Below are 22,612 nucleotides of genomic sequence, written 5' to 3' on the forward strand. Positions count from 1 at the left end.
ATTAACAGAAATTTCATGTATGTTCCTCCTGATGAGTAGTTAGGTTATTGTGTAATGTTAGTTATCAACTATTACCCAAGAACCACATGACTTGAATAACTGTGTTACAATTAAAATATATTGATTTAATATCAACACATTCCGTTTGGTTAGTTTTCTCTCCTTATAATGTACGATTGCAGAATATATAAACATTAATGTGTGTGAGATGAAGGAGGAAGGCATGAGCCAACATAATCAACTCTCATTACAATGGGAATTTATCATCTCGAAAGTGAAATCCTCCGTGACGGTGGTCGATGCTACCTTGCCTGAGCTTCCGCTCATGTATGTAAACGAACACTTTACCCAACTGACAGGATACACGTATGAAGAGTCTGTCGGACACAATTGCCGATTTTTGCAAGGGCAGGATACAGACCCCGAAACGGTAATGCAGATTCGTGATGCATTAAAGAAACAACAATCCATTAAGATTGATATTTTAAATTATACAAAAAGTGGTCAGAAGTTCTGGAACGAACTGAATATTGATCCGATCTTTAATGAATCCGGAGAGTGTTTATATTTTGTAGGCATTCAATACGATATTTCAGAACGGAAGTATGCCGAACAGCAGTTGAAGTTTGCAACTTCCATGGCTGAGATGAACAGCAGAGGGCAATTGGAATTCATCGGCAAGCTGAATCACGAGCTTCGTACCCCGCTTAACGGCATTATGGGCATGATTGAACTTGCCAGTATGGGTGAAACTACGGATGAGCAGAAAGAATATCTGGAGCTAGCACGTCAATCAGGTGAGGCGCTCCTTAACATCATTAACAATAGCCTGGATATGGCGAAACTGGGCAGAGGCAAAATGGATGTTGAAAACATTGAATTTCAGCCGTTGAAGCTGATCCAACAGATTGTGAAGACACATGAACCTGCGGCACAGAATAAACACATACGTCTGCTCTGTCATGCTGATCTGAATATTCCTGATGTGCTTATCGGTGATCCGCTAAGACTTCGGCAGGTACTGGATAATTTGCTGAGTAATGCAATTAAGTTCACAGAACAAGGTGAAGTGCAGTTACAGGTGGATGTGAGGCAACAGCTGATGGATACCGTTGTATTGGTATTCTCTGTACGTGATACGGGAATTGGCATTCCTCAGCATCAGATCGAACAATTGTTTGATGCATTTACCCAGACCGACATCTCCCATGCGCGCCGATTTGGCGGAAGTGGTCTTGGTCTGACCATCTGCAAAGAACTGCTGGAACTGATGAATGGTCAGATTTCGGTGGAGAGTACAGAGGGGAAAGGTACACAGTTTGAGGTGACACTGCCCTTGCTGCGCCAACAGGCCATTCCCAATGTAGGATAATTAATCAAGCAGGACAGCCGGGTGGTCTCGGCTGTTTTTTTATTTTATTGGATTGTTTTACGAACGGGCGTTCTGTTATAATGCAAGTGTTGAATGGGGGAGACACAGCATGAGTAAGAGACGCACAAGAAGTAAACGCAAAGGCAAGCAAGGTTTCAAAAAGCAGGTTCTGACGCTGGTAGCGATGCTGCTGGTAGCCCTCTACGCCTGGGCTGGGGGAGAATGGCCCGAGGAGATACCTAATCCATTCGCTGGGACTAATAAGAGTGTTGACCATACCATTACGTTCCCTTCAGAGCGTTATCCCGAAACGGCCAACCATATTAAAGCGGCTATCAAGGCAGGGCATTCGGATGTATGCACCATTGATCGTAATGGAGCGGAAGGCAATCGGGATTTATCACTTAAGGGTGTTCCAGTCAAAAAAGGTAAGGATCGTGACGAGTGGCCCATGGCGATGTGTGCTGAGGGAGGAACAGGTGCAGATATCCAGTACATTACCCCGAAAGATAATCGTGGTGCAGGTTCATGGGTAGGGAATCAGTTAAGTACATATCCGGATGGAACACGAGTGAAGTTTGTAGTGAAGTAACAACAGGATATGGTTGGGCAGAAATAAGGATTGTAAGGCCTTTGTTGTGAGGTCAGTGGCAGCGTGGTACAGGATAAGTAGAAGAGAAGAACCAGACGTGCATGCGTCTGGTTTTTTGGTATAAAGTGCTGGCATAAATAGATCTAGTTAACGTATCTATACGGGAACTGGAGTTTCTAGGATTACAGAGCCGACTAAACGAGTTGCATTCCGCTTAAATGATGAGACCGGATGCTTAACAGACGCGTAACATGTTCCACCTCATCAAACGGTATCCACAGACTGCCGTGAACCGTACGTAAGGAGAGAATGGATGTATCAGCGGTACGCTCGGGAAATCCGGTTACCGTCTGACCGCTTGTATTACGAACCATGATCTGTTGCTTGCGCCGGATGGCAATTTCTACCTCTTTTTTCATAAGTCATTGCTCCTGATTATGAGATGTTAAATCCATATGTCAATGTTTTCAATGGTTAATTTGTCTTCTTTATCTAGTCTATCAGAACTAGGTATAGATTTCCAGAAGAGAAATCAACATTCTTCTAGGTGATTTGTCTTAGCTGTGGACGATCCGTTTTTGAATGGGGATTACGGGGTTATATTAGGGTAAAAGGAGGGGAACGGAATGACACAATTGATTATTGGGCTGGCCCGTACCGAGAACGAGGCTATATTGATGCTGAATCAGGTGAAAGAGGAAGGCATCAAGGATAAATATTTGGGGGCGGTGGCGAAGGAGCAGCTTAATCTGGAGCTGGTGAGCGAAAAGACGGGGCTGCCCAAACCTTTGAAGGGTGCCGGAACAGATGGTGCCTTTGGCGCTCTGAAAGGCATATTGGCTGGTCTGGGGAAGCGAATGGATCAGACGATGTCGATCGGAAATGCAGTGCGCAGACTCGCTGGTAATGAGATTGGGAGTGAGACCGATGATTTGGTGCTTACACTGACTGAAGCGGGGATCTCGGAGGAGGATGCGCGGTATTACGAAGATTGGCTGTTAAAGGACCATATCTTGGTTATCGTGGAGTGCAGTGAGGAAGAAGCGGCTCGTGTTCGACCTATTTTACTTTTTTAGTTTAATTTAAGGCTGATTTTAGGTTTCTTTAATGTTGGGGAGGTATTCTTATCTCACACCTCCCTTAATATAGATTGGTTTACCGGAAGTCCGGGACCGCAACTCGGACTTTCTAGGCACTGTGAGCTGACGCTTGCAGTGCCTGTTTCATTTTTTTATTATTTTTAATAAAAGTGTTGCAAAGTTAATTAGTTCATGGTAAGATATTTCTTGTCGCCAAGAAATAATATCCATGCCGGGGTGGCGGAATTGGCAGACGCACAGGACTTAAAATCCTGCGGTAGGTGACTACCGTACCGGTTCGATCCCGGTCCTCGGCATCTTAAAGAAAAGATCGTATGACGCTTGTTAACCAAGCTGCATGCGATCTTTTTTTATGTTCATTAATATCAATGTCACTTCATTGATGACCACTTCACCATGCAGCTCATAAACATAAACCCTGCATAATACATATCAGAAGGTACATTTATCTGACTTTTATGAAGAGACGGGACAATGGTGTATACTATCCGTAGGCATATATTACCTTCACTTGCTGAACGATATAGGTTCAACTACACATTTACACGATAACGGAGAGGACAGCTGTTGTTCTGTCATCGGAGTGCCCGTGTAAATAACCATATTTGAACTTATGTAGAGTCACAAAACCAATAAAACAATCTTATGGACGGAGGACTCAAGTTTATGTTGAAACAGCTTAAGCCATACAAGGTGTTACAGGAGCGCAGAATCGAAGAACTGAAATCGGATGCGTATCTGCTTGAACACCAGAAATCCGGGGCCAAAATTGTACTTTTGTCCAATCAGGACGACAACAAAGTATTCAGTATCGGTTTCCGTACACCTCCCGAAGACAATACAGGGGTAGCCCATATCCTCGAACACTCCGTGCTCTGTGGGTCCAAGAAATTTCCGGCCAAGGATTCTTTTGTTGAGTTGCTGAAAGGTTCATTGAATACATTCCTTAACGCCATGACGTATCCCGATAAGACGATCTATCCGATCGCAAGTCGTAATGATCATGACTTCCATAACCTGATGGATATATATCTGGATGCGGTATTAAATACAAATATTTATGAGAATGAAAAGATATTTTTGCAGGAAGGCTGGAACTACAACCTGACCTCTGCTGACGATGAGTTAACCTACAACGGTGTTGTATATAACGAGATGAAGGGTGCCTTTTCTTCACCGGAACGAATGGTGCGCAGAGAAGTGCTGAACTCCCTTTTCCCGGATACTACATACTCCTCCGAGTCTGGTGGATTCCCGGAAGCTATTCTGGATCTAACGTATCAGGGGCTGCTGGATTTCCACACGAGATATTACCATCCTTCCAACAGTTACATCTATCTCTACGGGGATATGGATATGGAAGAGAAGCTGCAATGGCTGGATGAGAACTATCTGAGTGCATATGATCGAATCGAGATTGATTCGGCCATTCAACTTCAACCTGCCTTTGCAAAACGGGTAGACACGGTTAAGACTTACTCTGCGGGAAGTACGGAATCGGAAGTGGATAACAGCTTCTTGACCTATAACGCGGTGATTGGCACAAGTCTGGACAAGGAACTGAATATTTCGTTCCAAATTCTGTTATACGCCCTTCTGAACGCTCCGGGAGCGGTATTGAAACAGGCTTTGCTGGATAAAGGAATTGCGAAGGACGTCTATGGTTCGTATGATGACAGCCTGTATCAGCCTGTGTTCACTGTGGGACTGAAGAAGAGCAATCTGGCGAGCAAAGAGGATTTCCTGGGAACGGTCCAAGAAGTGCTTGAGCGTGTGGTAAAAGAAGGCTTTGATCCTAAGGCACTGCTTGCAGGCATTAACTCATATGAGTTCAATCACAGAGAAGCGGACTATGGCAGAATGCCGAAAGGCCTGATCTACGGATTCTCCTCCCTGCAAAGCTGGTTGTACGATGAAGAAGCACCTTTCACCCATCTGGAAGCCAATGACGTATTTGCTGAACTGCGGACAAAAATGAACGAAGGTTACTTCGAGCAACTGATTGAGAAATATATTTTGCAGAACACACATACTTCTTTTGTGGCGCTTACCCCGGATAAGGGGCTGAACTCACGCAAGGATGAGGCGTTGAAAGCACGTCTGAAAACTATTCAGGCCAGTCTTAGCGAGGAAGAAGTTCAGACGTTGATTCAGAAAACGGAAGCACTCGCCGAATATCAGAATACACCTTCAACCAAAGAGCAGCAGCAGGTCATTCCGACGTTATCGATTGAAGATATTGAACCGAAGGCCTCTACGTTGCATCAAACGGTGAACCAGGTCGATGGCACAACCATTCTCCATCATAACCTTTACACCAACGGAATTGGTTATCTGAGACTGTTGTTTGATATCAAAGAAGTGCCACGTCATCTCCTGCCGTATGCAGGATTGCTCAAGAATGTGCTGGGTTACGTGGACACTCAAAACTACTCGTTCAATGAACTGTCCAATGAAATCCATATCCATTCAGGCGGTATTCATAGCGGGATTGGATCTTATGCCAACGCGCATAAGCACAATGAATTCAAGGCGACCTATGAGTTCAACGCAAAAGTGTTATATGACAAGCTTGGATTTGCTTTTGATATGATCAAAGAAATTGTGTTCACGTCCCAATTCGATAATTCGAAGCGGTTATATGAGATCATCTCCCAGATGAAAGGTAATCTGCAACGTAATCTGATCAATAGCGGACATTCTGCGGGAATTGGCCGGTCTTCGTCCAAACATTCAGCAGTTGCCGATTTCAGGGAAGCTGTAAGTGGCATTGCCTTTTACCAGTGGCTTGAGGATCTTCAGGCGAATTTTGAGGCGAGAAAAGAAGAGTTATCTTCCAGCCTGCAAGAGTTGACGGGGTATATTTTCAGACCAGAGAACTTGCTTGTCAGTTACACTGCCGATGAGCAGGGATATGAAGGACTGGAACAACAGGTGTCTGATCTGAAAGCGAAGCTGTTCACACATGAGGTTGCCAAGGAAGAATTTACATTCACACCGGCTACTCATAAGGAAGGATTCCGATCTCCTTCGGAGGTGCAGTACGTGGTGCAAACGGGCAATTATATCGACAAAGGATATCAATACACCGGTTCACTACGGGTCTTGCAGGGAATCCTGTCCCTGGATTACTTGTGGACCAATATCCGCGCCAAAGGTGGAGCTTATGGCTGCATGTCAGGCTTCAGACGAAACGGAGACAGCTACGTTGCATCGTATCGTGATCCGAACCTCGATAAAACGTACAAAGTATATGAAGAGATACCGCAATATTTGACCGATTTCCGGGCAGACGAGCGGGAAATGACACGTTATATCATTGGTGCCATTCAGGACCTCGATACACCGAGAACACCTTATGGCGAAGGGGCATTCTCCCTGGAGTGTTATCTGTCGAATGTGACTGAAGCGGATCTGCAACAGGAACGGGACGAAGTGTTAAGCACAAAGGAAAGCGACATTATTGGTTTTGCTGAGCTTTTATCGGCCATACTTGAACAGCAACAGCGCTGTGTGATTGGGAATGAGAACAAGATTGAGGAACAGAAACAAATGTTTGACGAGACGCTGGATTTAATTAAAAACTAAGCGTTAGTCTCGTTTATTCCACGAACGAATAGGCGTAAAGCGAAAGGCACTTCTATGAGCTGGTTTCAACAGCTTATAGAAGTGCCTTTTCTAATGGGGAGGAACTGTCTCCATCCCATATGATATGAGAATGTGTGACGCGCTGCGTTGTTCAAGTGACAGCGAGCATGTTGTATATTTTCAAGGTCCGAAGATCTTCCTTTGAGATTTTTAATTCATTATATAACTCCTGATTCTCGGGCAGCGGGGTTCTGGAGAATAACATTTTGAGCGCGATAGGCATGAAAGGTCTGAAGGAGACACCCGCCATCAGTCCCCACTTTTTTCTCCGATTCCTGAAAAGACGCCAGAATATTAATATATAGGTTCTCCAGCGGCGTGGCCTGATTTTTCAAAATCAGGGTGGTGAGTGTGTCATAATGCTCGGTGTGGCCCCAATACATATTCTCGCACTCTTGGTAGTTCTCAAAATCCTTCACATTCATATACATCACGGTGCGATAACGGTTGGCATCCGACTGAGCCATCATGTCAATGACACAACGAATGAGACTGTTGTTACGCCCATCATAGAAGTAGGAATAGAAACGAGTGGAGTTCTTGAAAAAGCTGGACGGGACCGCATTCATCAGGGGAGAAGCATGTCTGGGCTCTTGGTATAAGAGTTGCTCCACCTGGATATTGAGCGCGTTCGCAATATGATGTAACGTGACCAGATCAAGTGTAATATCTCCGCTCTCATATTTGGACAGGGTGCCCTTGCTCTTGAAGATCTGATCCGCAAGCTGTTGAATGGTCAGTCCCCGCCACTTCCGAAAGTTTCGTATTTTCTTGCCAACTTCCTGATTGATATTGTTCATAACCGGTTCTCCTTATGCAATGTTTCTTGAGAGTACGTGAAAATGATGAAAGTCATTCATAAAAATGATGTTATATGAGAAATATATCACTTTTTCATCGAAATACCTATTCTGGAGAAACAATAAACTTCATTTGTTTCGTCAGAATAGATTGTATTGTATTTGATGCAATTCCTACGTCATGAAATAATAGGTGTAATACGACATGAAACGACAATGAAAAAGTAAAGCAGATAGAGGAGCAGAAGCTATGAAATACGACTTTGATGAGATTATAGACCGCACAGGTACAAATGCCATGAATACGGATGGTTTCCGTCAATATATTTTTAATGCCACAGAGGACATGACTTTTCCATTCAAAGATGAAGAATTCATTCGCATGTGGATTGCAGATATGGAATTTGCCACACCTCCCGAGATTCTGGATGCAGTTAAGGAGCGTCTGGACCGTAGAATCATGGGTTACTCCCAGGTGTTTGATCCGGCGTATTACGAAGCTGTCTCGAACTGGATGAAAAGATACTATGACTGGTCCTTCCCAAAGGAACATTTGGAGACCTCAAACGGGATCATTCCCGCTTTGTATGAACTGGTGGAATATATCTGTCAGTCGGATGAGAAAGTACTGATTGTGACCCCGTCTTATGGTTTCTTCAAGTCAGCTGCGGAGCATAATGATCTTGAATTGGTATGTTCGGATATGATCAACGAGCAGGGGCGTTACTCCATTGATTATGAGGATTTTGAAGCCAAGGCCAAGGATGAGAAGGTAAGGGTATGTATTTTCTGTAACCCGCATAATCCGTCTGGACGTGTTTGGACTACCGAAGAGTTACAACGTGTGGGTGAGATATGCCTGCGGAACAACGTATGGGTCATTTCGGATGAGATTCACTGTGATCTGCTGCGGACGGGTAAGAGACATACGCCACTCGCAAAGCTGTTTCCGGATACGGATCGAATCATTACATGCATGTCTCCGAGCAAAACATTCAACATGGCTGGTCTGATGTTCTCCAATGTCATTATTCCGAATAAGACACTTCGAGACATCTGGCAGGCACGCCATTATGGTTTCAAAAACCCACTGAGCATCGCTGCCACTCAAGCGGCTTACGAAATGGGCGATGAATGGCTGATAGAATTGAAATGTTATCTGGATGCCAATTTCGCCTGCGTAGAACAGTATGTGAAACAGCATCTGCCACGGGCTGTTTTTCACATCCCGGAAGCCACGTATCTGGCCTGGATCGATATTTCGGCATATGCTCCCCAAAATGTAAGCTTACCTTTATTTTTCGCTGAGCAAGCGGGTGTATTACTCGAAGATGGTCATATGTTTGTAGCCAATGGTGAGGGTTGTATTCGGTTGAATCTGGCTTGTCCCCGTTCTGTCCTTCAGGAAGGGTTACGAAGAATCAGCAGTGTACTTGTGAATGTGGTCGAAGAGGTACCCGTTCAAGTATAAAGTCATCACGCAATAGCGAGGTGACTTTTTTGTATGAGTATACTGAATGTAGCAAGAATACGATTTAATACGAGGTGAACGTATACCCTGATGCGCAATTCTGGTCTGCTGTCCCCGGTTATGTTAAAATGGTGGATAGTCTATGAGTTGCATGACATGCGGCTCTCAGAAGGAAGAGCCCAGTAGATGGGCTGAACGAAACTGCATTCACCAGGGGAAAGGAGCCTATACATATGTTTGGAAACGATTGGGACAAGGTGCTTCAGGAAGAGACGGAAGCCGACTATTTTAACAAGATTCGTTACACTCTCGCCGCCGAGTACAAAACGCAGACGGTCTTTCCGCCCAAAGAAGACCTGTTCTCCGCACTGAAGCTGACGCCATATCATCAGGTTAAGGCCGTTATTATTGGCCAGGACCCTTATCACGGAGCGGGACAGGCTCATGGATTAAGCTTTTCGGTTAGACCCGGGGTACGCGTACCGCCTTCTCTGAAAAATATATATAAGGAACTTCATGCCGATCTGGACCTGCCAATTCCGAATCATGGATCTCTGGTTCATTGGGCACAGCAGGGAGTCCTGCTATTAAATGCTGTTCTGACGGTTCGTGAAGGTCAGCCTAACTCGCATCAGGCACTAGGGTGGCAGACATTTACGGATGCTGTCATTCGTGCGTTGAATGAACGTTCAGAGCCAATGGTATTTATGCTGTGGGGCAGTCATGCCCAGAAGAAAGGTGCTTTTATTAATAGGGACAAGCACCTGGTACTGGAGTCTACACATCCCAGTCCGCTGGCTGCGCATCGTGGATTCCTCGGCAGTCGTCCCTTTTCCAAAGCCAATGATTTCTTGACCTCCAAAGGTATTGAACCGATCGATTGGAAGATACCTGAAAACTAGACAGATGGAGGTGAGAACATTGCGACATTGGATAGGACGAAAAGTAGCGGTATATCGTGCAACAGGCATACGGGAGCCATTGAAGGGAACGCTGGTCGAGTGGGATGAAGAAGCGGAATGTGTACGGATCGGACCGAAACGGATTAAGGTATCGTTTGACAATATCGCAATGATCAGACCTCTTCCCGAAGAGAGTCTTCCCTTAAAGAAAGCACGTTCTGAAGTGCACAAGGTTGGATATGTGATGAAAAAGGCGATTCAGTTCGAAAATGCGATCTATTTCAAGTCACAGGTTATGATCTGGCGCCGGGCCAAAATTGTAGCGTTATCCACGACGATTCTGCGTCATGACGAGGATCAGGTTGAACTTGCAGATGGTCGGGTTCTTCGTAAAGACAAGCATATGTTTGTCGTACGTTCACGCCGTGGGATACGTTAGTTATACGAAGATTTAATATTCATTTCATGCAAAGATCATACGGATTTAATGTTTGGTCTGTATATTAGGTAATAACAACCCCTTCTAAATTGATGTGTATTGAAATGGGAGCCCGGCCGGCTGCAAACGGTCGGGTTTTTTTTGTCCATTGGTTCTGTTAACCTGTTGTACATACCCATTACATTCATGTTGTATACTATTAAAATAGATCATGAGAAGGAGTGAAACCCAATGAAACGTATAGCTGTTTTTGCAGGCTCCAATCCGGGAAATCACCCCGATTATACAGAGAAAGCTGTTCAACTGGGCAAACAGATTGCTGATAGTGGTTATGCACTGGTCTATGGTGGTTCTTGCATGGGCTTGATGGGTGCAGTAGCCGATGCTGCTCTTGAGCAAGGGGGAGAAGTAATCGGGGTTATGCCTACCGGATTGTTCCGGGGCGAGGTTGTTCACGGAGGACTCACACAACTGATTGAAGTGGGAACCATGCATGAACGGAAGGCTACGATGGCTGAATTATCCGATGGATTCATTGCACTTCCCGGAGGCATGGGTACATTTGAAGAACTATTCGAGGTACTGTGCTGGGCACAGATCGGTATTCATCGTAAGCCTGTTGGCTTATTAAATGTCAACGGATATTATGGACCGCTGATGAAGATGGTAGAACATAGCGTACAGGAAGGATTCTCCAACACTTCGCATCTCAGTCTGTGGAGTCTGGAAGCTGATCCGGCTGAACTCATCAAACAAATGTCATCCTATATTCCTGCAGAGATGACTCAGAAGTGGTCACAACTCAACGGGAAATGAGTGCATAAGAAGATGGGTCTGTACCCACTCGTTCCTCGGGAGAATTTTCGATCTGCCCAAGCAAGTTGCGCTATCGGACATAGTCTATAGTGTACTTCGATGAAGAGGGGAGTGTCACTGATGAGCGAACTCAAAGGTACAGGTTACGGATATTGCGGAGGCTTCGGTGGTGGAGCATGGACATCGACAGGTGCAATTTTGGTATTGTTCATTCTGTTGGTTATTATCTCTCGCACATTCATTCTGTAATTCGGTCAGTATCCCGGGACGGGGATCACGCTGCAGAGGCAGCGCCCGAATAAAAAAAATGACCTTTCCAAAGAGACGCCGGTATATGCCGGCGTTTCAGGGGAACGGTTTTTTGACGTTTCCAGCATGCGTTAAGTAATTGAAAAAGCAAAAACCTGCCCCTGAATAAGGTCAGAAGCAGGAGAGAGCCTCCTGAGCCATTAGCTGCGCAACAAGCAGCTTTACACCACAACAGCAGTTTGATCCGGATTACTTAACGATTTCCAGGCGATATATAGCCCGATGGCGGCTGCAATTAAGGAGAGTATTGCTGCAACAATAGCCAGCTGATCCAGTGTGTTGGGTGAACTGGAGTTAAGAGAACGCTGATTAGCCGTCTTGCCGGATTTGTTTTTGATATGGACAGATGATCTGGAAAGCCTGGAAGCCGACTGTAACTGGGATGTGTGAGGACGCGTAGGTATCGATTTTTTCTTTGAGGGATTCAATAGTCAACCTCCTTATAACGGAGTTCAGTGCTTCCATCGTTCATACTATGTTATGTCGATTTTCAGATTGAGTTCGCATAAATGAGTGAATCCCCAGCCCGTTAGATGTTAAACACGGTCGCGAGTATTAGCGAAGTAGGCAACCAATTAAACGCTCTGTTAATACAGGTCTAACAAACGGTGTTTATAGTGAGGATCATAGGTGAAGCTTGAACACAGGAGGCGCTGGAATGAGGAACATGGAGATTATTGCCCATCGTGGTGCATCTGCCGTATGCCCGGAAAATACGATGAGCGCTTTTGAACGGAGTCTGGAGCTTGGAGCGACAGGCATTGAGACCGATGTGCAGATGACGAGTGATGGCAGACTGGTACTGATTCATGATGAGACGTTAAGCCGAACTGGCGGCGTAGAAGGTTGGGTTAAGGATACGACTTACGATCAATTGCGCACACGGGATGCGGGGTCCTGGTTCCATGCTGATTTTACCGGGGAACGTATTCCTTCTCTGGAGGAGTTATTCAAGCTGGTACAGGGGAAAGGAACACTGCTTAATCTGGAATTGAAAAATGGTATTGTGAGTTATAAAGGGATGGAAGAGAAGGTCATACAGGCGATCCGGGATTGGAATCTGGAGCAACAGGTTGTGCTGTCGAGCTTCAATCATGCTTCGCTCGTGAGATGTAAACGTCTTGCCCCGGAGATTCGTACAGCACTTCTATATATGGAAAAGTTATATCGACCCTATGATTATGCCGCCAAACTCGAAGCTTCCGGCCTTCATCCCTACAAGCTGGCAGTCACACAAGAAGATGTTGCTGCTGCATTGGCACATGGCGTTGTTACCTATCCATTTACGGTGAATGATCCTGCCGAGATGCAGGCCATGATTGACATGGGTGTGCAAGGGATCATTACTGATGCTCCGGATGTCCTGGCATCCTTACTTACGGTATATGCCCGTTAAACGAGTCTGTATTTTACATGTTCTACATATGCAATGATAAGGCTGTGTTCGAGCTTTTTGGCTCCTGCGCAGCCTTTTTGCGTGTAAAATTGTGTGCAAATCTTCATATATGCAATAAACATGTCCTATTTGTCCATTGCCAGAGCCCGTGGATTCACTTACAATGGTCTATGGGAATGAGAATCAATATCATTAAAGTTCGGTATTTATAGAGAGGTGATTGTTATGTACATAGGTTTGAGCAGCTCCACTCATAACGAGGGTGGGCGCGTATGAGTTCACAAGCTTCACCAGAAAAACATAATCCGGATTCACCCACAGCGAAGATACACACTCGTCCGTGGGCAGCCACACTTATTCTTACAGGGGGAGTTTTGCTACTCGCTCTGGGTATGGCGTTGTCCATTTCTTTTGGCGCTGCTGATATTAAGCTTAGTGTAGTCTGGAAGGCCATCTTTGACTTCAATCCTGAGCTGACTCCACATCAGATCATATGGGAGATTCGGTTGCCACGTATTCTTGGAGGAGCAATGGTAGGTGCATGTTTCGCTGTAGCTGGGGCGATCATGCAGGGCATGACTCGTAACCCGCTGGCCGATTCAGGTCTGCTTGGGTTGAATGCGGGAGCTGGATTTGCGCTTGCAGTTTGTTTTGCCTTCTTCCCTGGCTTGCCATTTATGTATATCATCATGTATTCCTTCCTTGGAGCAGGGCTTGGTGTCCTGTTGGTGTATGGTTTTGGTGCAGCTTCCAAATCGGGTCTTACACCACTACGCCTTGTGCTTGCAGGTGCGGCTGTATCAGCGATGTTGTCGGCACTCAGTGAAGGGATTGCATTGTATTTCAGAATTGGACAAGATCTGGCTTTCTGGACAGCGGGTGGTGTAGCCGGAACGAAGTGGTCTCAACTTGAGGTCATGTTCCCATGGGTACTCGCGGCACTGATCGCAGGTCTTCTCATCTCCCGTTCCATAACTCTGCTTAGTCTCGGAGAAGATATTGCGGTGGGCTTGGGGCAACGTACTGGGCTGATCAAGCTCATAGGCCTGATTGTTGTACTGATTCTCGCCGGTACGGCTGTGTCCGTGGTCGGTGCGGTCGGTTTTGTTGGACTCATTATTCCCCATCTTACGCGGAAGCTGGTTGGGGTCGATTATCGCTGGATTATTCCATGTTCCGCTGTGATGGGCAGTTTGCTGCTCGTATTTGCGGATCTGGCTGCACGTATGATTAACCCGCCGTACGAGACGCCAATTGGCGCATTGGTTGCCCTCATCGGGGTACCATTCTTCCTGTATCTGGCGCGTAAAGAAAGGAGGACTCTGTAACGATGGAATCCTCAACAATAGTTGGAGCAGAGCGCAAGAAGAGAACCAAGAGTGCGATTGTCCTCATTGTGCTTGCCCTATTAATTATTACGGCTTTTGTGGTGAGTATGAACACAGGTTTTACCAAGCTTTCGCCGCTTGAGGTGATGCGAACCCTGTTTGGTGGAGGCACGGCGAAACAGGAATTGATCCTGTTTGAATTCCGTCTGCCACGTATTGTGATTTCGGTGCTGGTCGGGGCCGGACTTGCGTTATCTGGCTGTATTTTGCAGGGAGTATCTCGGAATGCGTTGGCAGATCCGGGGATCCTCGGGATTAACGCAGGTGCTGGTCTGGTCGTCATGTTATTTGTTTCCTTTTTCCCGACAACGACAGCAGCGCCGGTATTTCTTTTGCCAATTCTGGCCCTGATCGGTTCCGGTTTTGCTGCATTTCTGATCTACATTCTCTCTTACAAAAAAGGAGAGGGCATCCTGCCTACGCGTATGTTGCTTACAGGGATCGGGGTAGCGGCGGGAATCAGTTCTGCCATGATCGTGCTTACATTACGGCTTAGTCCGGAAAAGTATCAATTTGTAGCTACCTGGATGGCAGGCAGCATCTGGGGTTCGAACTGGAAATTTGTAACGGCATTGCTACCGTTTCTTATTATTCTTGTCCCGCTTGTTCTGTATAAGGCACGTGTATTGAACGTACTGAATCTGGGGGACCAGACTGCAAGCGGACTCGGGACTCCGGTTGAGCGTGAGCGGTTGATTCTGCTTGCGGCTGCTGTAGGACTTGCCGGCTCATGTGTATCTGTGAGTGGGGGGATCGGTTTTGTTGGTCTGATCGGACCGCATTTGGCACGTCGTCTGGTGGGTCCAAAACATCAGTTCCTGTTACCCGCATCTGCGCTGATCGGTTCATTGCTCGTGCTGGTTGCAGATACGCTGGGTCGTGTCATACTACAGCCTTCGGAGATTCCTGCGGGGATCCTGGTTGCCATTATTGGTGCGCCATACTTCCTGTACCTCTTAAGCAAGACGAAATAGAACGTAATCATTATTGTGTGATTGCATAAGGAGGACTTCAGTCCATGCTTCGCCGTTTCTTTGCCTATTATAGGCCTTACAAAAAGCTATTTATTCTTGACTTCAGCTGTGCGATTCTGGTCGCGCTGCTGGAACTGGCTTTTCCACTGGCGGTCAACCGGGTAGTCGATGATCTGCTGCCAGGCGGTCGCTGGGACTGGATTCTATGGGCATGTCTGGCATTGCTCGGCATCTACTTATTGAATTCATTTTTGAACTTCGTGGTTACCTATTGGGGACACAAGCTAGGCATTAACATTGAGACGGATATGCGTAAAAGTCTGTTTAATCATGTGCAGAAGTTATCGTTCCGTTTCTTCGATAATACAAAAACAGGACACCTCGTGTCCCGCATGACTAACGACCTGATGGATATCGGCGAGATTGCCCATCACGGTCCAGAGGATGTATTTATCGCGGTCATGACGCTGATTGGTGCATTCAGCATCATGATGAGCATTAACGGAAATCTGGCGGTGTTAACCTTTATCATCGTGCCGCTGATTATTTATCTGTCGCTCTATTTTGGTAGCAAAATGTCCAAGGCATTCAGTCGAATGTTCGGAGATATTGCGGACTTCAACGCTCGTGTAGAGAACAATATTACAGGTATCCGTGTTGTTCAGGCTTTTGCTAATGAAGAGCATGAAAAAGCACAATTCGCTGTGAACAACGGTCGTTTCCGTCAGACCAAGCTAATCGCATACAAAATCATGGCCTGGAACTCCTCTGTCAGTTATATGCTGATGAAGCTGGTATCCCTCTTTGTCTTGGTATGCGGAACATGGTTTGTCATTCAAGGCAGTATGACCTACGGTCAGTTCATTGCATTTATTATGTTGTCCAATGTGTTCCTAACACCAATTCAGAAGATCAACTCGGTTATTGAGACGTATCCAAAAGGGATTGCAGGCTTCAAACGTTATACGGAGCTGCTTGATATGGAACCGGATGTGGAAGATCGCCCAGGAGCCGTATCAGTATCCCATTTGCGTGGAGATATTCGTTATGAGCAAGTGACCTTTGGTTATTCGGATCAGGAGCCTGTGCTCAAAGGTATCGATCTTAATGTGCATGCAGGGGAAACCGTGGCTCTCGTTGGTCCATCGGGTGCAGGAAAAACAACGCTGTGCAGTCTGCTGCCACGATTCTATGATGTGCTGGAAGGTCGCATCACGATTGATGGTCAGGAGATACAGGACATGACGCTGGACTCCTTGCGCAGTCATATCGGAATTGTACAACAGGACGTGTTCCTCTTCGATGGAACCATTCGGGAGAATATTGCCTACGGCAAGCTGGATGCATCCGAAGAAGAAATCTGGATGGCTGCCAGACGTGCACAGATGGAACCTTTGATTCAATCGATGCCGGAAGGATTGGATACGTTAATTGGTGAACGCGGCGTGAAGCTGTCCGGTGGACAGAAACAGCGTTTGTCCATTGCTCGTATGTTCCTGAAAAACCCGCCAATTCTGATCCTGGACGAAGCCACATCTGCGCTGGATACAGAAACGGAAGCGGCGATTCAGCAATCCCTTGCTGAGCTGTCCGAGGGACGGACTACCCTGGTTATCGCCCACCGATTGGCTACGATCAAAAATGCAGACCGCATCATTGTCGTTGCTGAACAAGGCATTACTGAGCAGGGACGTCATGAAGAATTACTCGCAGCAGGTGGGGTGTACAGCCGCCTTCACTATGCGCAGTTTGGTGCGTAACCTATTCGATGTGGATGTAACAATGTAAATACGAGAAGTAACGCCATCGTTCTTGACTTGGAAGGAGTCAGGACGGTGGCGTTTTTTTCTATTTCTTGATTAGGTGTGAGTCTGAGGTGCAACGTTGTTGTCTGCCTGTGATCATGGATATGGAAACGGGTAATATAGTAAAGAGAACACTTAACGTGTAAGATATGTTCATCATCTTGCAAGATATAGGAGGTACACGATATGCAGTTGAACGATATGCTGAAAATTCTTATAACCTGTCTATTATTTATTCTGATTTGGTGGCTTCTGACTCAAGGGATTCGCAAAATTTCCAGAAGTCGTGCGGGGTCCGGTTTCCAACGCTGGGGTGGATGGTCCATTGGAATTTTTATTGTTGGCGCCGTGCCACTCGGTTTTTCGCTGTACACAGAGATCTTTGATGAGCGCCTGGATGCCAACATTGGGTTGGGGCTTGCCATGTTTTTTGTATGGGCTTATTGTGTGATCTTGTTGTGTGCGGCGTTGGTGGTATGGGGAAGGTATGTGTACAAAAGGGATATGAAGAAGTGAATATTTGGGTTGATCGTGCTGAGCCCGTCAGGAAGTTAAGGGTGAGCTGACAGCTGTATTTGTAACAATAAACTGATATGGAACGTTAAATTTAGAAAGAGGTGTTATTAAAGGGGGATTTACATATGTCCAATCTTCGTCGAGTCCTCATATTGCTCTCAATCCTAATCGTATGCATTACGGGATGTTCAGGACATATCGAGTGCAACTCTGTGCAGACTCAAGCGAATGCACCAAGTGAAGATGGTTTCACTGGTTATGTGGTTGAACGCAAAGACAATTCCATTCTTGTGGTTGATCCTGCATATGAGGATTTCAGTGCGAACGGAGGAGGAAATCGGTATTATCCGGCAAAATGGTTCTCCAATGCGCCTGATCCGCAGATCGGCTCTTATGTTGAAGTCTGGACGGATGGAGGCCCGGAAAATCAACCCTATCCTGGGGAGGCCAGAGCAGAAAAGATAGCGGTATCTTGTCCAGTGGCACCAGATGGTGCGCATATGACGGATGCCGATGCGATTCGTAGCGGACTTCTTTCACCTGATGCAGAGAACATCCGTGTTCCAGTCATTGAGGACAAGCGGTTTGATGCAGATTCAGGGACATGGACCCTTCTTATGCGAGATGCGATGACAGCGAATGAAGGGCAAGCCGTGCATGTGACCGTGAAGGACGAGGAGCAAGTGGGGAAGCAGGGCGGAGAATGAGGGGATTCATGGCATTATGATGGTGGAGAAGCGCGAGTTGCACAAGATATGATTCAAATTGAAAGAAGTGACACGGATTGATTCATTGCACAATATCATGATTTTTGAACCGCCTGTAAGTTCCCTCACTGTCCATCATGTATTATGAACTTTAAAAAAAGGGAAAGGACTCTTCTGCCATGGAATTATCAAGGTCTCAGCAGTTAGCTCAAGAGCATATAACCAATTATGCAAGAAGCCGCAAAAATGAAGCGGAGCAAACCATTAGGGAAATCCTTCGTATGTCCAACATCGAGCTGAAGACATTTGAAGATGCTATCACTAAACTAAAATCTCATGCAAGTATCGCGTTACACTTTCACCCAGATCGATTAGATCCGAATATGAAAAGCGTGGCTGAAGCACTACTTGAGCAGGGAGTTTATAAAAGTCAATTTGAAACTTTTTTATCGAATGGAAGTGTATCCGCATTTTCAGGTGGTGAACGTGACGTTTGGGAGAATAAAATGTTTGGCGGAGCGTACCAAATAAATGGCTCAACCAATAGCGAACGGCCCAAGTATGGGGCACTCAATGTCATGTTACATCCCGATGGACCTGCTCCGCGTTTTGGATCATGTTATTTCCTTTTATCCACTGAGGTCTCTCAGCGTTGCACGTATACATATTTGGATTCTCACCAAGACCCCGAGGAAAAGGGAACGTATGAGGAATTTGACCTCATTTTAGCTGCTCTTATGAGGGATGTATTTTATAGTGATTTTGCCATTGGTGAAAGAAATCTAACGGTTCAAAAGTTAATTGACCATATGCACGCCAATCTTGAGAAACCATTCCAAAATCCATCAAACCAAGAGTCAAACCGAAATCTGGACCATTATATCGAAGCTCAGGTTCATGGTGATATTTCCCTTGAAAAAGATGTCAAGATACTTGTTGCCGACCCATCATTTAAAGGCACACATACAGGACGAATCTTAGAGCAGATATGTTTAAAGTATTCAATTGATCTCCACTGGCACATGGGCTTTACACTATTAGTTAATGACGTTCCTATGGATTTTCGAGGTCCTTCGATGACTTCACTAGCCAAAAGAATTGCAAAAAGTGATTTGATTGATGCAAATATCATTGGTTCTGCAGCTATGGACTTGAAACGAAACCCAAGCCATTGGAGCGATAGAGGAACCTACAAAGAAGTTCTACAAGAGTTAAAATTACTCTGGCATGTCTTAGTGAGATATGGAAAGCCAATGGAAGAGTGAAAACATTTTTCGAAATTAAAAATATTGAATATGTAGTGATAAAAATGCTAAAATACCAAATTCTTTTTCCTACTTGTTTGCGTGTCTCCTGAATTTTAAATTGTTACTCAATAATAGTACTCTAACAACCTTGAGCGCCTAGCCGTTCAAGTTTTTTTATCATTGAAACGGATTACAGACTATAAATTTATCTATGAATCTGCTGTCACTAAAACGAACGTAAGTTTTATAATTAAATTGACTTTTTGTCCTGACAATAACATATTATTGTCAGGACAAAAAAAGAGGTGAAGCAATGTCCGCCAAAAAGATGGGGCGGCCTAAATCTGACAAACCCAAAAGCAGAACGATTGAAATACGTGTCGATGAGGAAATTATGAACAAGCTCGATATTTCGGCTGAGAAGCTGAATACGAATCGATCAGACATCGTTCGCAAAGGGATTGAGAAGATTTACGACGAACTCCAAAAATAAAAAAGGAAGCAGCGCTAGTCCCACGAAGAACACGCTGCTTCCTATCACGCAATCACTTGAATGAGCGACTGCATAAATATCCTACCATGTGTAGAACGTTCATTCAAGTGAGGTGTGAATTGATATACAGGAGGATGCACATGAATTCGATATTAGAAGCATTATATAATGGACGACTTCGACCAGATGAGATGATGATGCCGACACATCCTGAATACCAAGCGTTGGGGCGGCAGATTGCAGCTCTGACAGAGCAATGGAAGAATCGTTTGAGCGAGAATGAATTTCTTGAGCTTGAACAGTTATTTGACTTGTGTGGCAGATGTGAGGGCATGCATACGGAAGCAGCGTTTGCACAAGGTTTTCGTCTGGGTGCCAACATGTTGATTGAAGTCATGAGTCAGCGGGAGGAATCGGTGTTGGAGTTTAACTAAGTTTAACGATGTGAGCAGAGATCAGGTTTACTTTTACAGCTAGATTCTCAGGAAATGACGTGCATACAATATACTCATTTTGTATCATAAATTGATTATAACAAAGCCCTCAAATCCTCTCTGCATTCAGTAGCAGGGTTCGAGGGCTTCACTTAAATATAGAGTTAACAATTTATATATAGTGAAAGAACCTGTTAAACAAATTGTTCCTTAATCCGCAATATTCCCCGCCATCTTCAGACGACGTGCAATCTCTTTGAAGTCTTCTTGTGATATACCTGGTGCGAATTCTTCCTCGACCGCAGGAGCTTCCGGAATCGGGAATCCTTCAGGAATCCCTTGGATGACTTCAAGAGGTTGTCCATCTTCGGGGTGAGTTCCTTTCCAGATCTGTCCGATCGTGTTGAAATCTTTATCACTATAGGTGTACAGCTTGGTGTGTACCCCTTTTTCTTCATATTTGCGAGCCTCGTTGAAGGCTTTGTTGTTCAGTGAAGGGATAGGAACCAGCTTGGTCACATTTACGCCAGTTGCAATCTCAAGTGCTTTCGCATATGCGACAACATGCACGCCGCCACGTACCAGCAGGAAACCAACCACTTCCCGGGCTGCCGGGTGATCCGTCATCTCATATACTTTCATCTTATGGGTACGAGCGCCACATTCTAGGAAGAAGTTATGCAGCAGATCCTCGACTAGGTTGCCACTGTTAAAGACGTTTGCTCCCGTCCATGGATTACCCATAGAGTCAAAAGGCATTGCGCCTTGTGCACCTGCCAGATAGTGATACGAAAGACGAGCATCTTTTACGGAACCTAGCGGCGTATCGTCGGGTTCTTTGTACTCGGTTGAACCTCTGAGGCACTTGTTAATGCCATGAGACACGAGCTCAACATGACCCAATTCTTCGGCGGTAATACTCATGACGAGGTCATAGAAGGGCTTCAGCTTTTCTTTGGATCGAAAATTAAACGATTGATAGAGGTAGTTGTTCAACGTTGACATTTCTCCGAATTTGCCGCCGAGCAATTCTTGTATGGCTGCCGCAGCATTCGGATCTGGCTTCTCGACATTGGGAATCTCAATCAGGATTTCATCCAAGCGTTTGAACATTCGGGTGTAACCTCCTCAAATTGGTATTACAGATCGTGTAGGGTTTCAGATCGTGAAGTCACTCTGTCATGGCCTATTACACGTCTATTGGGTTTTTTAAACAAAAAACCAACCAAATGGGACTTAAGCATCGCATAACGCAAGCCACATACCTTCTCCCATTTGATATTTCTATTACGGTAAAATTTATGTATAATCAAACATTCAAACGAGTCTTCAGGTACAAGAGAAGAGAGCCATGAATCCATAAAGGAGTAAGAGATGAACAAGCGTTGGATACAAATAGTTGGGATTGTAATGTTTCTAATGATTCTGATGTACATAAGCAGCGAGCCTGCCACAGCATATGTCGTTACGAACGAGGTTCAGGTGGATGAAGCAACGAGGCAGTTACTTGAAAAGAAATACGGGTTGGAACGTCCTCAGGAACCACAGACTCAACAACACGTTTTCTCGGGTGACTGGGGAATTAGCTTCCGGACTGAGCCTCCTGATTCGTTTGACCGGCTTGTTCATGTGGTTCCTTTTTCCCTACGGCCACTGGCCTGGATCTTTCGTTTATTCGTGTAAAATGAAACCCGGACGGGCAATATAACAGAAACATATTGTCCCAAGGAGTGAGTGAAATGAGAATGCTCATCGTTACCGTCATGTCGGTAGTCCTGAGTTTAGCTGGAATTACATCAGGAACAGGTGGCGCTATCCCAGATTATGCGAAGTGGGGAATTATTGCGGTCAAAGAAACACAGACCAAGTATAATGTGGATATTTTGGACTATAAGCATATCGGTCGTACTTCTCTAACAGCGGATCAATCACGGGAACAGTTCAAGCTATGGGTTCGTGCTAAAGACGGCAAGCAATTCGCAGTCTATGTGAATGTTGATTTTAATCCATCTACACAGCAGTTAAAGAGTGTACAATTTTCGGAATCGGACCGACACTGATCCGTTATGAACCAGACTGCCTTATTCATTAAGGTGAAAGTCTGGTTTTTTTATTTTACAAAAATCCTTTTTTTACTATATGAATAAAGAACTTATGTTCGCATATAATATGAAATACAAACAAACGTTCTTATTGGAGGGAT

The 22,612-nt window shown here is 45.3% G+C and carries 24 protein-coding genes and 1 tRNA gene; 21 read left to right on the forward strand and 4 right to left on the reverse strand.

Annotated elements, in window-relative coordinates; genetic code table 11:
- The first annotated feature begins 223 nt into the window (after nucleotides 1-223).
- Both QF041_RS30315 and QF041_RS30320 read left to right on the forward strand, forming a co-directional pair.
- Entirely contained in the window at nucleotides 224-1,372 is a 1,149-nt protein-coding gene (locus tag QF041_RS30315; protein ID WP_307416763.1) for a sensor histidine kinase, read from the forward strand.
- 109 nt (nucleotides 1,373-1,481) lie between these two features.
- On the forward strand, nucleotides 1,482-1,964 hold the full coding sequence (locus QF041_RS30320; protein WP_307416764.1) for a NucA/NucB deoxyribonuclease domain-containing protein: 483 nt from the start codon (nucleotides 1,482-1,484) through the stop codon (nucleotides 1,962-1,964).
- A gap of 194 nt (nucleotides 1,965-2,158) precedes the next feature.
- On the opposite strand, the gene QF041_RS30325 is transcribed toward QF041_RS30320, so the two are convergent.
- Entirely contained in the window at nucleotides 2,159-2,383 is a 225-nt protein-coding gene (locus QF041_RS30325) for a hypothetical protein (protein ID WP_017687353.1), read from the reverse strand.
- 207 nt (nucleotides 2,384-2,590) lie between these two features.
- Here QF041_RS30325 and QF041_RS30330 point away from each other — a divergent pair, with 207 nt between their 5' ends.
- From QF041_RS30330 to QF041_RS30340, 3 genes are all read left to right on the forward strand, one after another.
- Entirely contained in the window at nucleotides 2,591-3,040 is a 450-nt protein-coding gene (locus QF041_RS30330; protein ID WP_124116048.1) for a general stress protein, read from the forward strand.
- 234 nt (nucleotides 3,041-3,274) lie between these two features.
- A tRNA-Leu gene (locus QF041_RS30335) sits at nucleotides 3,275-3,360 on the forward strand.
- 370 nt (nucleotides 3,361-3,730) lie between these two features.
- Nucleotides 3,731-6,652, forward strand: a complete 2,922-nt coding sequence (locus QF041_RS30340) for an insulinase family protein (RefSeq protein ID WP_307416765.1) — start codon at nucleotides 3,731-3,733, stop codon at nucleotides 6,650-6,652.
- A gap of 218 nt (nucleotides 6,653-6,870) precedes the next feature.
- Here QF041_RS30340 and QF041_RS30345 read toward each other — a convergent pair whose 3' ends face one another.
- On the reverse strand, nucleotides 6,871-7,512 hold the full coding sequence (locus QF041_RS30345) for a helix-turn-helix domain-containing protein (protein ID WP_307416766.1): 642 nt from the start codon (nucleotides 7,510-7,512) through the stop codon (nucleotides 6,871-6,873).
- A 250-nt stretch (nucleotides 7,513-7,762) separates the two neighbouring features.
- On the opposite strand from QF041_RS30345, the gene QF041_RS30350 reads away from it, so the two are divergent.
- The 5 genes from QF041_RS30350 to QF041_RS30370 all read left to right on the forward strand — a co-directional run bounded on the left by QF041_RS30350 (nucleotide 7,763) and on the right by QF041_RS30370 (nucleotide 11,389).
- Nucleotides 7,763-8,983, forward strand: a complete 1,221-nt coding sequence (locus QF041_RS30350; protein WP_307416767.1) for a MalY/PatB family protein — start codon at nucleotides 7,763-7,765, stop codon at nucleotides 8,981-8,983.
- Nucleotides 8,984-9,216: 233 nt separating this feature from the next.
- Nucleotides 9,217-9,885, forward strand: coding sequence for a uracil-DNA glycosylase (gene ung, locus QF041_RS30355; RefSeq protein WP_221825406.1), 669 nt, complete (start codon nucleotides 9,217-9,219; stop codon nucleotides 9,883-9,885).
- Between the two features lie 19 nt (nucleotides 9,886-9,904).
- Complete coding sequence (locus QF041_RS30360) at nucleotides 9,905-10,324, forward strand: hypothetical protein (protein WP_017687369.1); 420 nt, start codon at nucleotides 9,905-9,907, stop codon at nucleotides 10,322-10,324.
- A gap of 231 nt (nucleotides 10,325-10,555) precedes the next feature.
- A complete protein-coding gene (locus QF041_RS30365) occupies nucleotides 10,556-11,140 on the forward strand; it encodes an LOG family protein (protein WP_307416768.1) in 585 nt (194 codons plus the stop codon).
- Between the two features lie 120 nt (nucleotides 11,141-11,260).
- Entirely contained in the window at nucleotides 11,261-11,389 is a 129-nt protein-coding gene (locus QF041_RS30370; protein WP_255319930.1) for a hypothetical protein, read from the forward strand.
- A gap of 221 nt (nucleotides 11,390-11,610) precedes the next feature.
- Here QF041_RS30370 and QF041_RS30375 read toward each other — a convergent pair whose 3' ends face one another.
- The gene (locus QF041_RS30375) at nucleotides 11,611-11,877 is read right to left on the reverse strand and encodes a hypothetical protein (protein WP_036614763.1); all 267 of its coding nucleotides are present in this window, start codon (nucleotides 11,875-11,877) and stop codon (nucleotides 11,611-11,613) included.
- A 230-nt stretch (nucleotides 11,878-12,107) separates the two neighbouring features.
- Between QF041_RS30375 and QF041_RS30380 the strand changes: the two genes are divergently transcribed.
- The 9 genes from QF041_RS30380 (at nucleotide 12,108) to QF041_RS30420 (ending at nucleotide 20,409) form a co-directional block, all read left to right on the forward strand.
- Complete coding sequence (locus QF041_RS30380) at nucleotides 12,108-12,845, forward strand: glycerophosphodiester phosphodiesterase (protein ID WP_307416769.1); 738 nt, start codon at nucleotides 12,108-12,110, stop codon at nucleotides 12,843-12,845.
- Between the two features lie 272 nt (nucleotides 12,846-13,117).
- On the forward strand, nucleotides 13,118-14,173 hold the full coding sequence (locus QF041_RS30385; protein WP_036614761.1) for a FecCD family ABC transporter permease: 1,056 nt from the start codon (nucleotides 13,118-13,120) through the stop codon (nucleotides 14,171-14,173).
- Between the two features lie 2 nt (nucleotides 14,174-14,175).
- Entirely contained in the window at nucleotides 14,176-15,207 is a 1,032-nt protein-coding gene (locus QF041_RS30390) for a FecCD family ABC transporter permease (protein WP_307416770.1), read from the forward strand.
- Nucleotides 15,208-15,251: 44 nt separating this feature from the next.
- Entirely contained in the window at nucleotides 15,252-16,967 is a 1,716-nt protein-coding gene (locus tag QF041_RS30395) for an ABC transporter ATP-binding protein (RefSeq protein WP_307416772.1), read from the forward strand.
- A 231-nt stretch (nucleotides 16,968-17,198) separates the two neighbouring features.
- Nucleotides 17,199-17,528, forward strand: a complete 330-nt coding sequence (locus QF041_RS30400; protein ID WP_307416773.1) for a hypothetical protein — start codon at nucleotides 17,199-17,201, stop codon at nucleotides 17,526-17,528.
- A 125-nt stretch (nucleotides 17,529-17,653) separates the two neighbouring features.
- Entirely contained in the window at nucleotides 17,654-18,235 is a 582-nt protein-coding gene (locus tag QF041_RS30405) for a DUF3221 domain-containing protein (protein WP_307416774.1), read from the forward strand.
- 179 nt (nucleotides 18,236-18,414) lie between these two features.
- On the forward strand, nucleotides 18,415-19,500 hold the full coding sequence (locus QF041_RS30410) for a DUF3626 domain-containing protein (protein WP_307416775.1): 1,086 nt from the start codon (nucleotides 18,415-18,417) through the stop codon (nucleotides 19,498-19,500).
- A gap of 295 nt (nucleotides 19,501-19,795) precedes the next feature.
- On the forward strand, nucleotides 19,796-19,975 hold the full coding sequence (locus QF041_RS30415; protein WP_017687382.1) for a ribbon-helix-helix domain-containing protein: 180 nt from the start codon (nucleotides 19,796-19,798) through the stop codon (nucleotides 19,973-19,975).
- A gap of 140 nt (nucleotides 19,976-20,115) precedes the next feature.
- Nucleotides 20,116-20,409 carry a DUF6809 family protein gene (locus tag QF041_RS30420; RefSeq protein WP_047843715.1) on the forward strand — a complete coding sequence of 98 codons (294 nt, stop codon included), beginning with the start codon at nucleotides 20,116-20,118 and terminating at the stop codon, nucleotides 20,407-20,409.
- 210 nt (nucleotides 20,410-20,619) lie between these two features.
- Here the strand turns inward: QF041_RS30420 and QF041_RS30425 are convergent, their stop codons facing one another.
- A complete protein-coding gene (locus QF041_RS30425) occupies nucleotides 20,620-21,522 on the reverse strand; it encodes a manganese catalase family protein (RefSeq protein WP_036614750.1) in 903 nt (300 codons plus the stop codon).
- Between the two features lie 261 nt (nucleotides 21,523-21,783).
- Between QF041_RS30425 and QF041_RS30430 the strand changes: the two genes are divergently transcribed.
- Together QF041_RS30430 and QF041_RS30435 are read left to right on the forward strand one after the other, a co-directional pair.
- The gene (locus tag QF041_RS30430; RefSeq protein ID WP_307416776.1) at nucleotides 21,784-22,092 is read left to right on the forward strand and encodes a hypothetical protein; all 309 of its coding nucleotides are present in this window, start codon (nucleotides 21,784-21,786) and stop codon (nucleotides 22,090-22,092) included.
- Between the two features lie 56 nt (nucleotides 22,093-22,148).
- Nucleotides 22,149-22,469, forward strand: a complete 321-nt coding sequence (locus tag QF041_RS30435; RefSeq protein WP_307416777.1) for a DUF3889 domain-containing protein — start codon at nucleotides 22,149-22,151, stop codon at nucleotides 22,467-22,469.
- The last annotated feature ends 143 nt before the right edge of the window (nucleotides 22,470-22,612 follow it).

This window comes from Paenibacillus sp. W2I17 (assembly GCF_030815985.1).
Lineage (GTDB): Bacteria > Bacillota > Bacilli > Paenibacillales > Paenibacillaceae > Paenibacillus.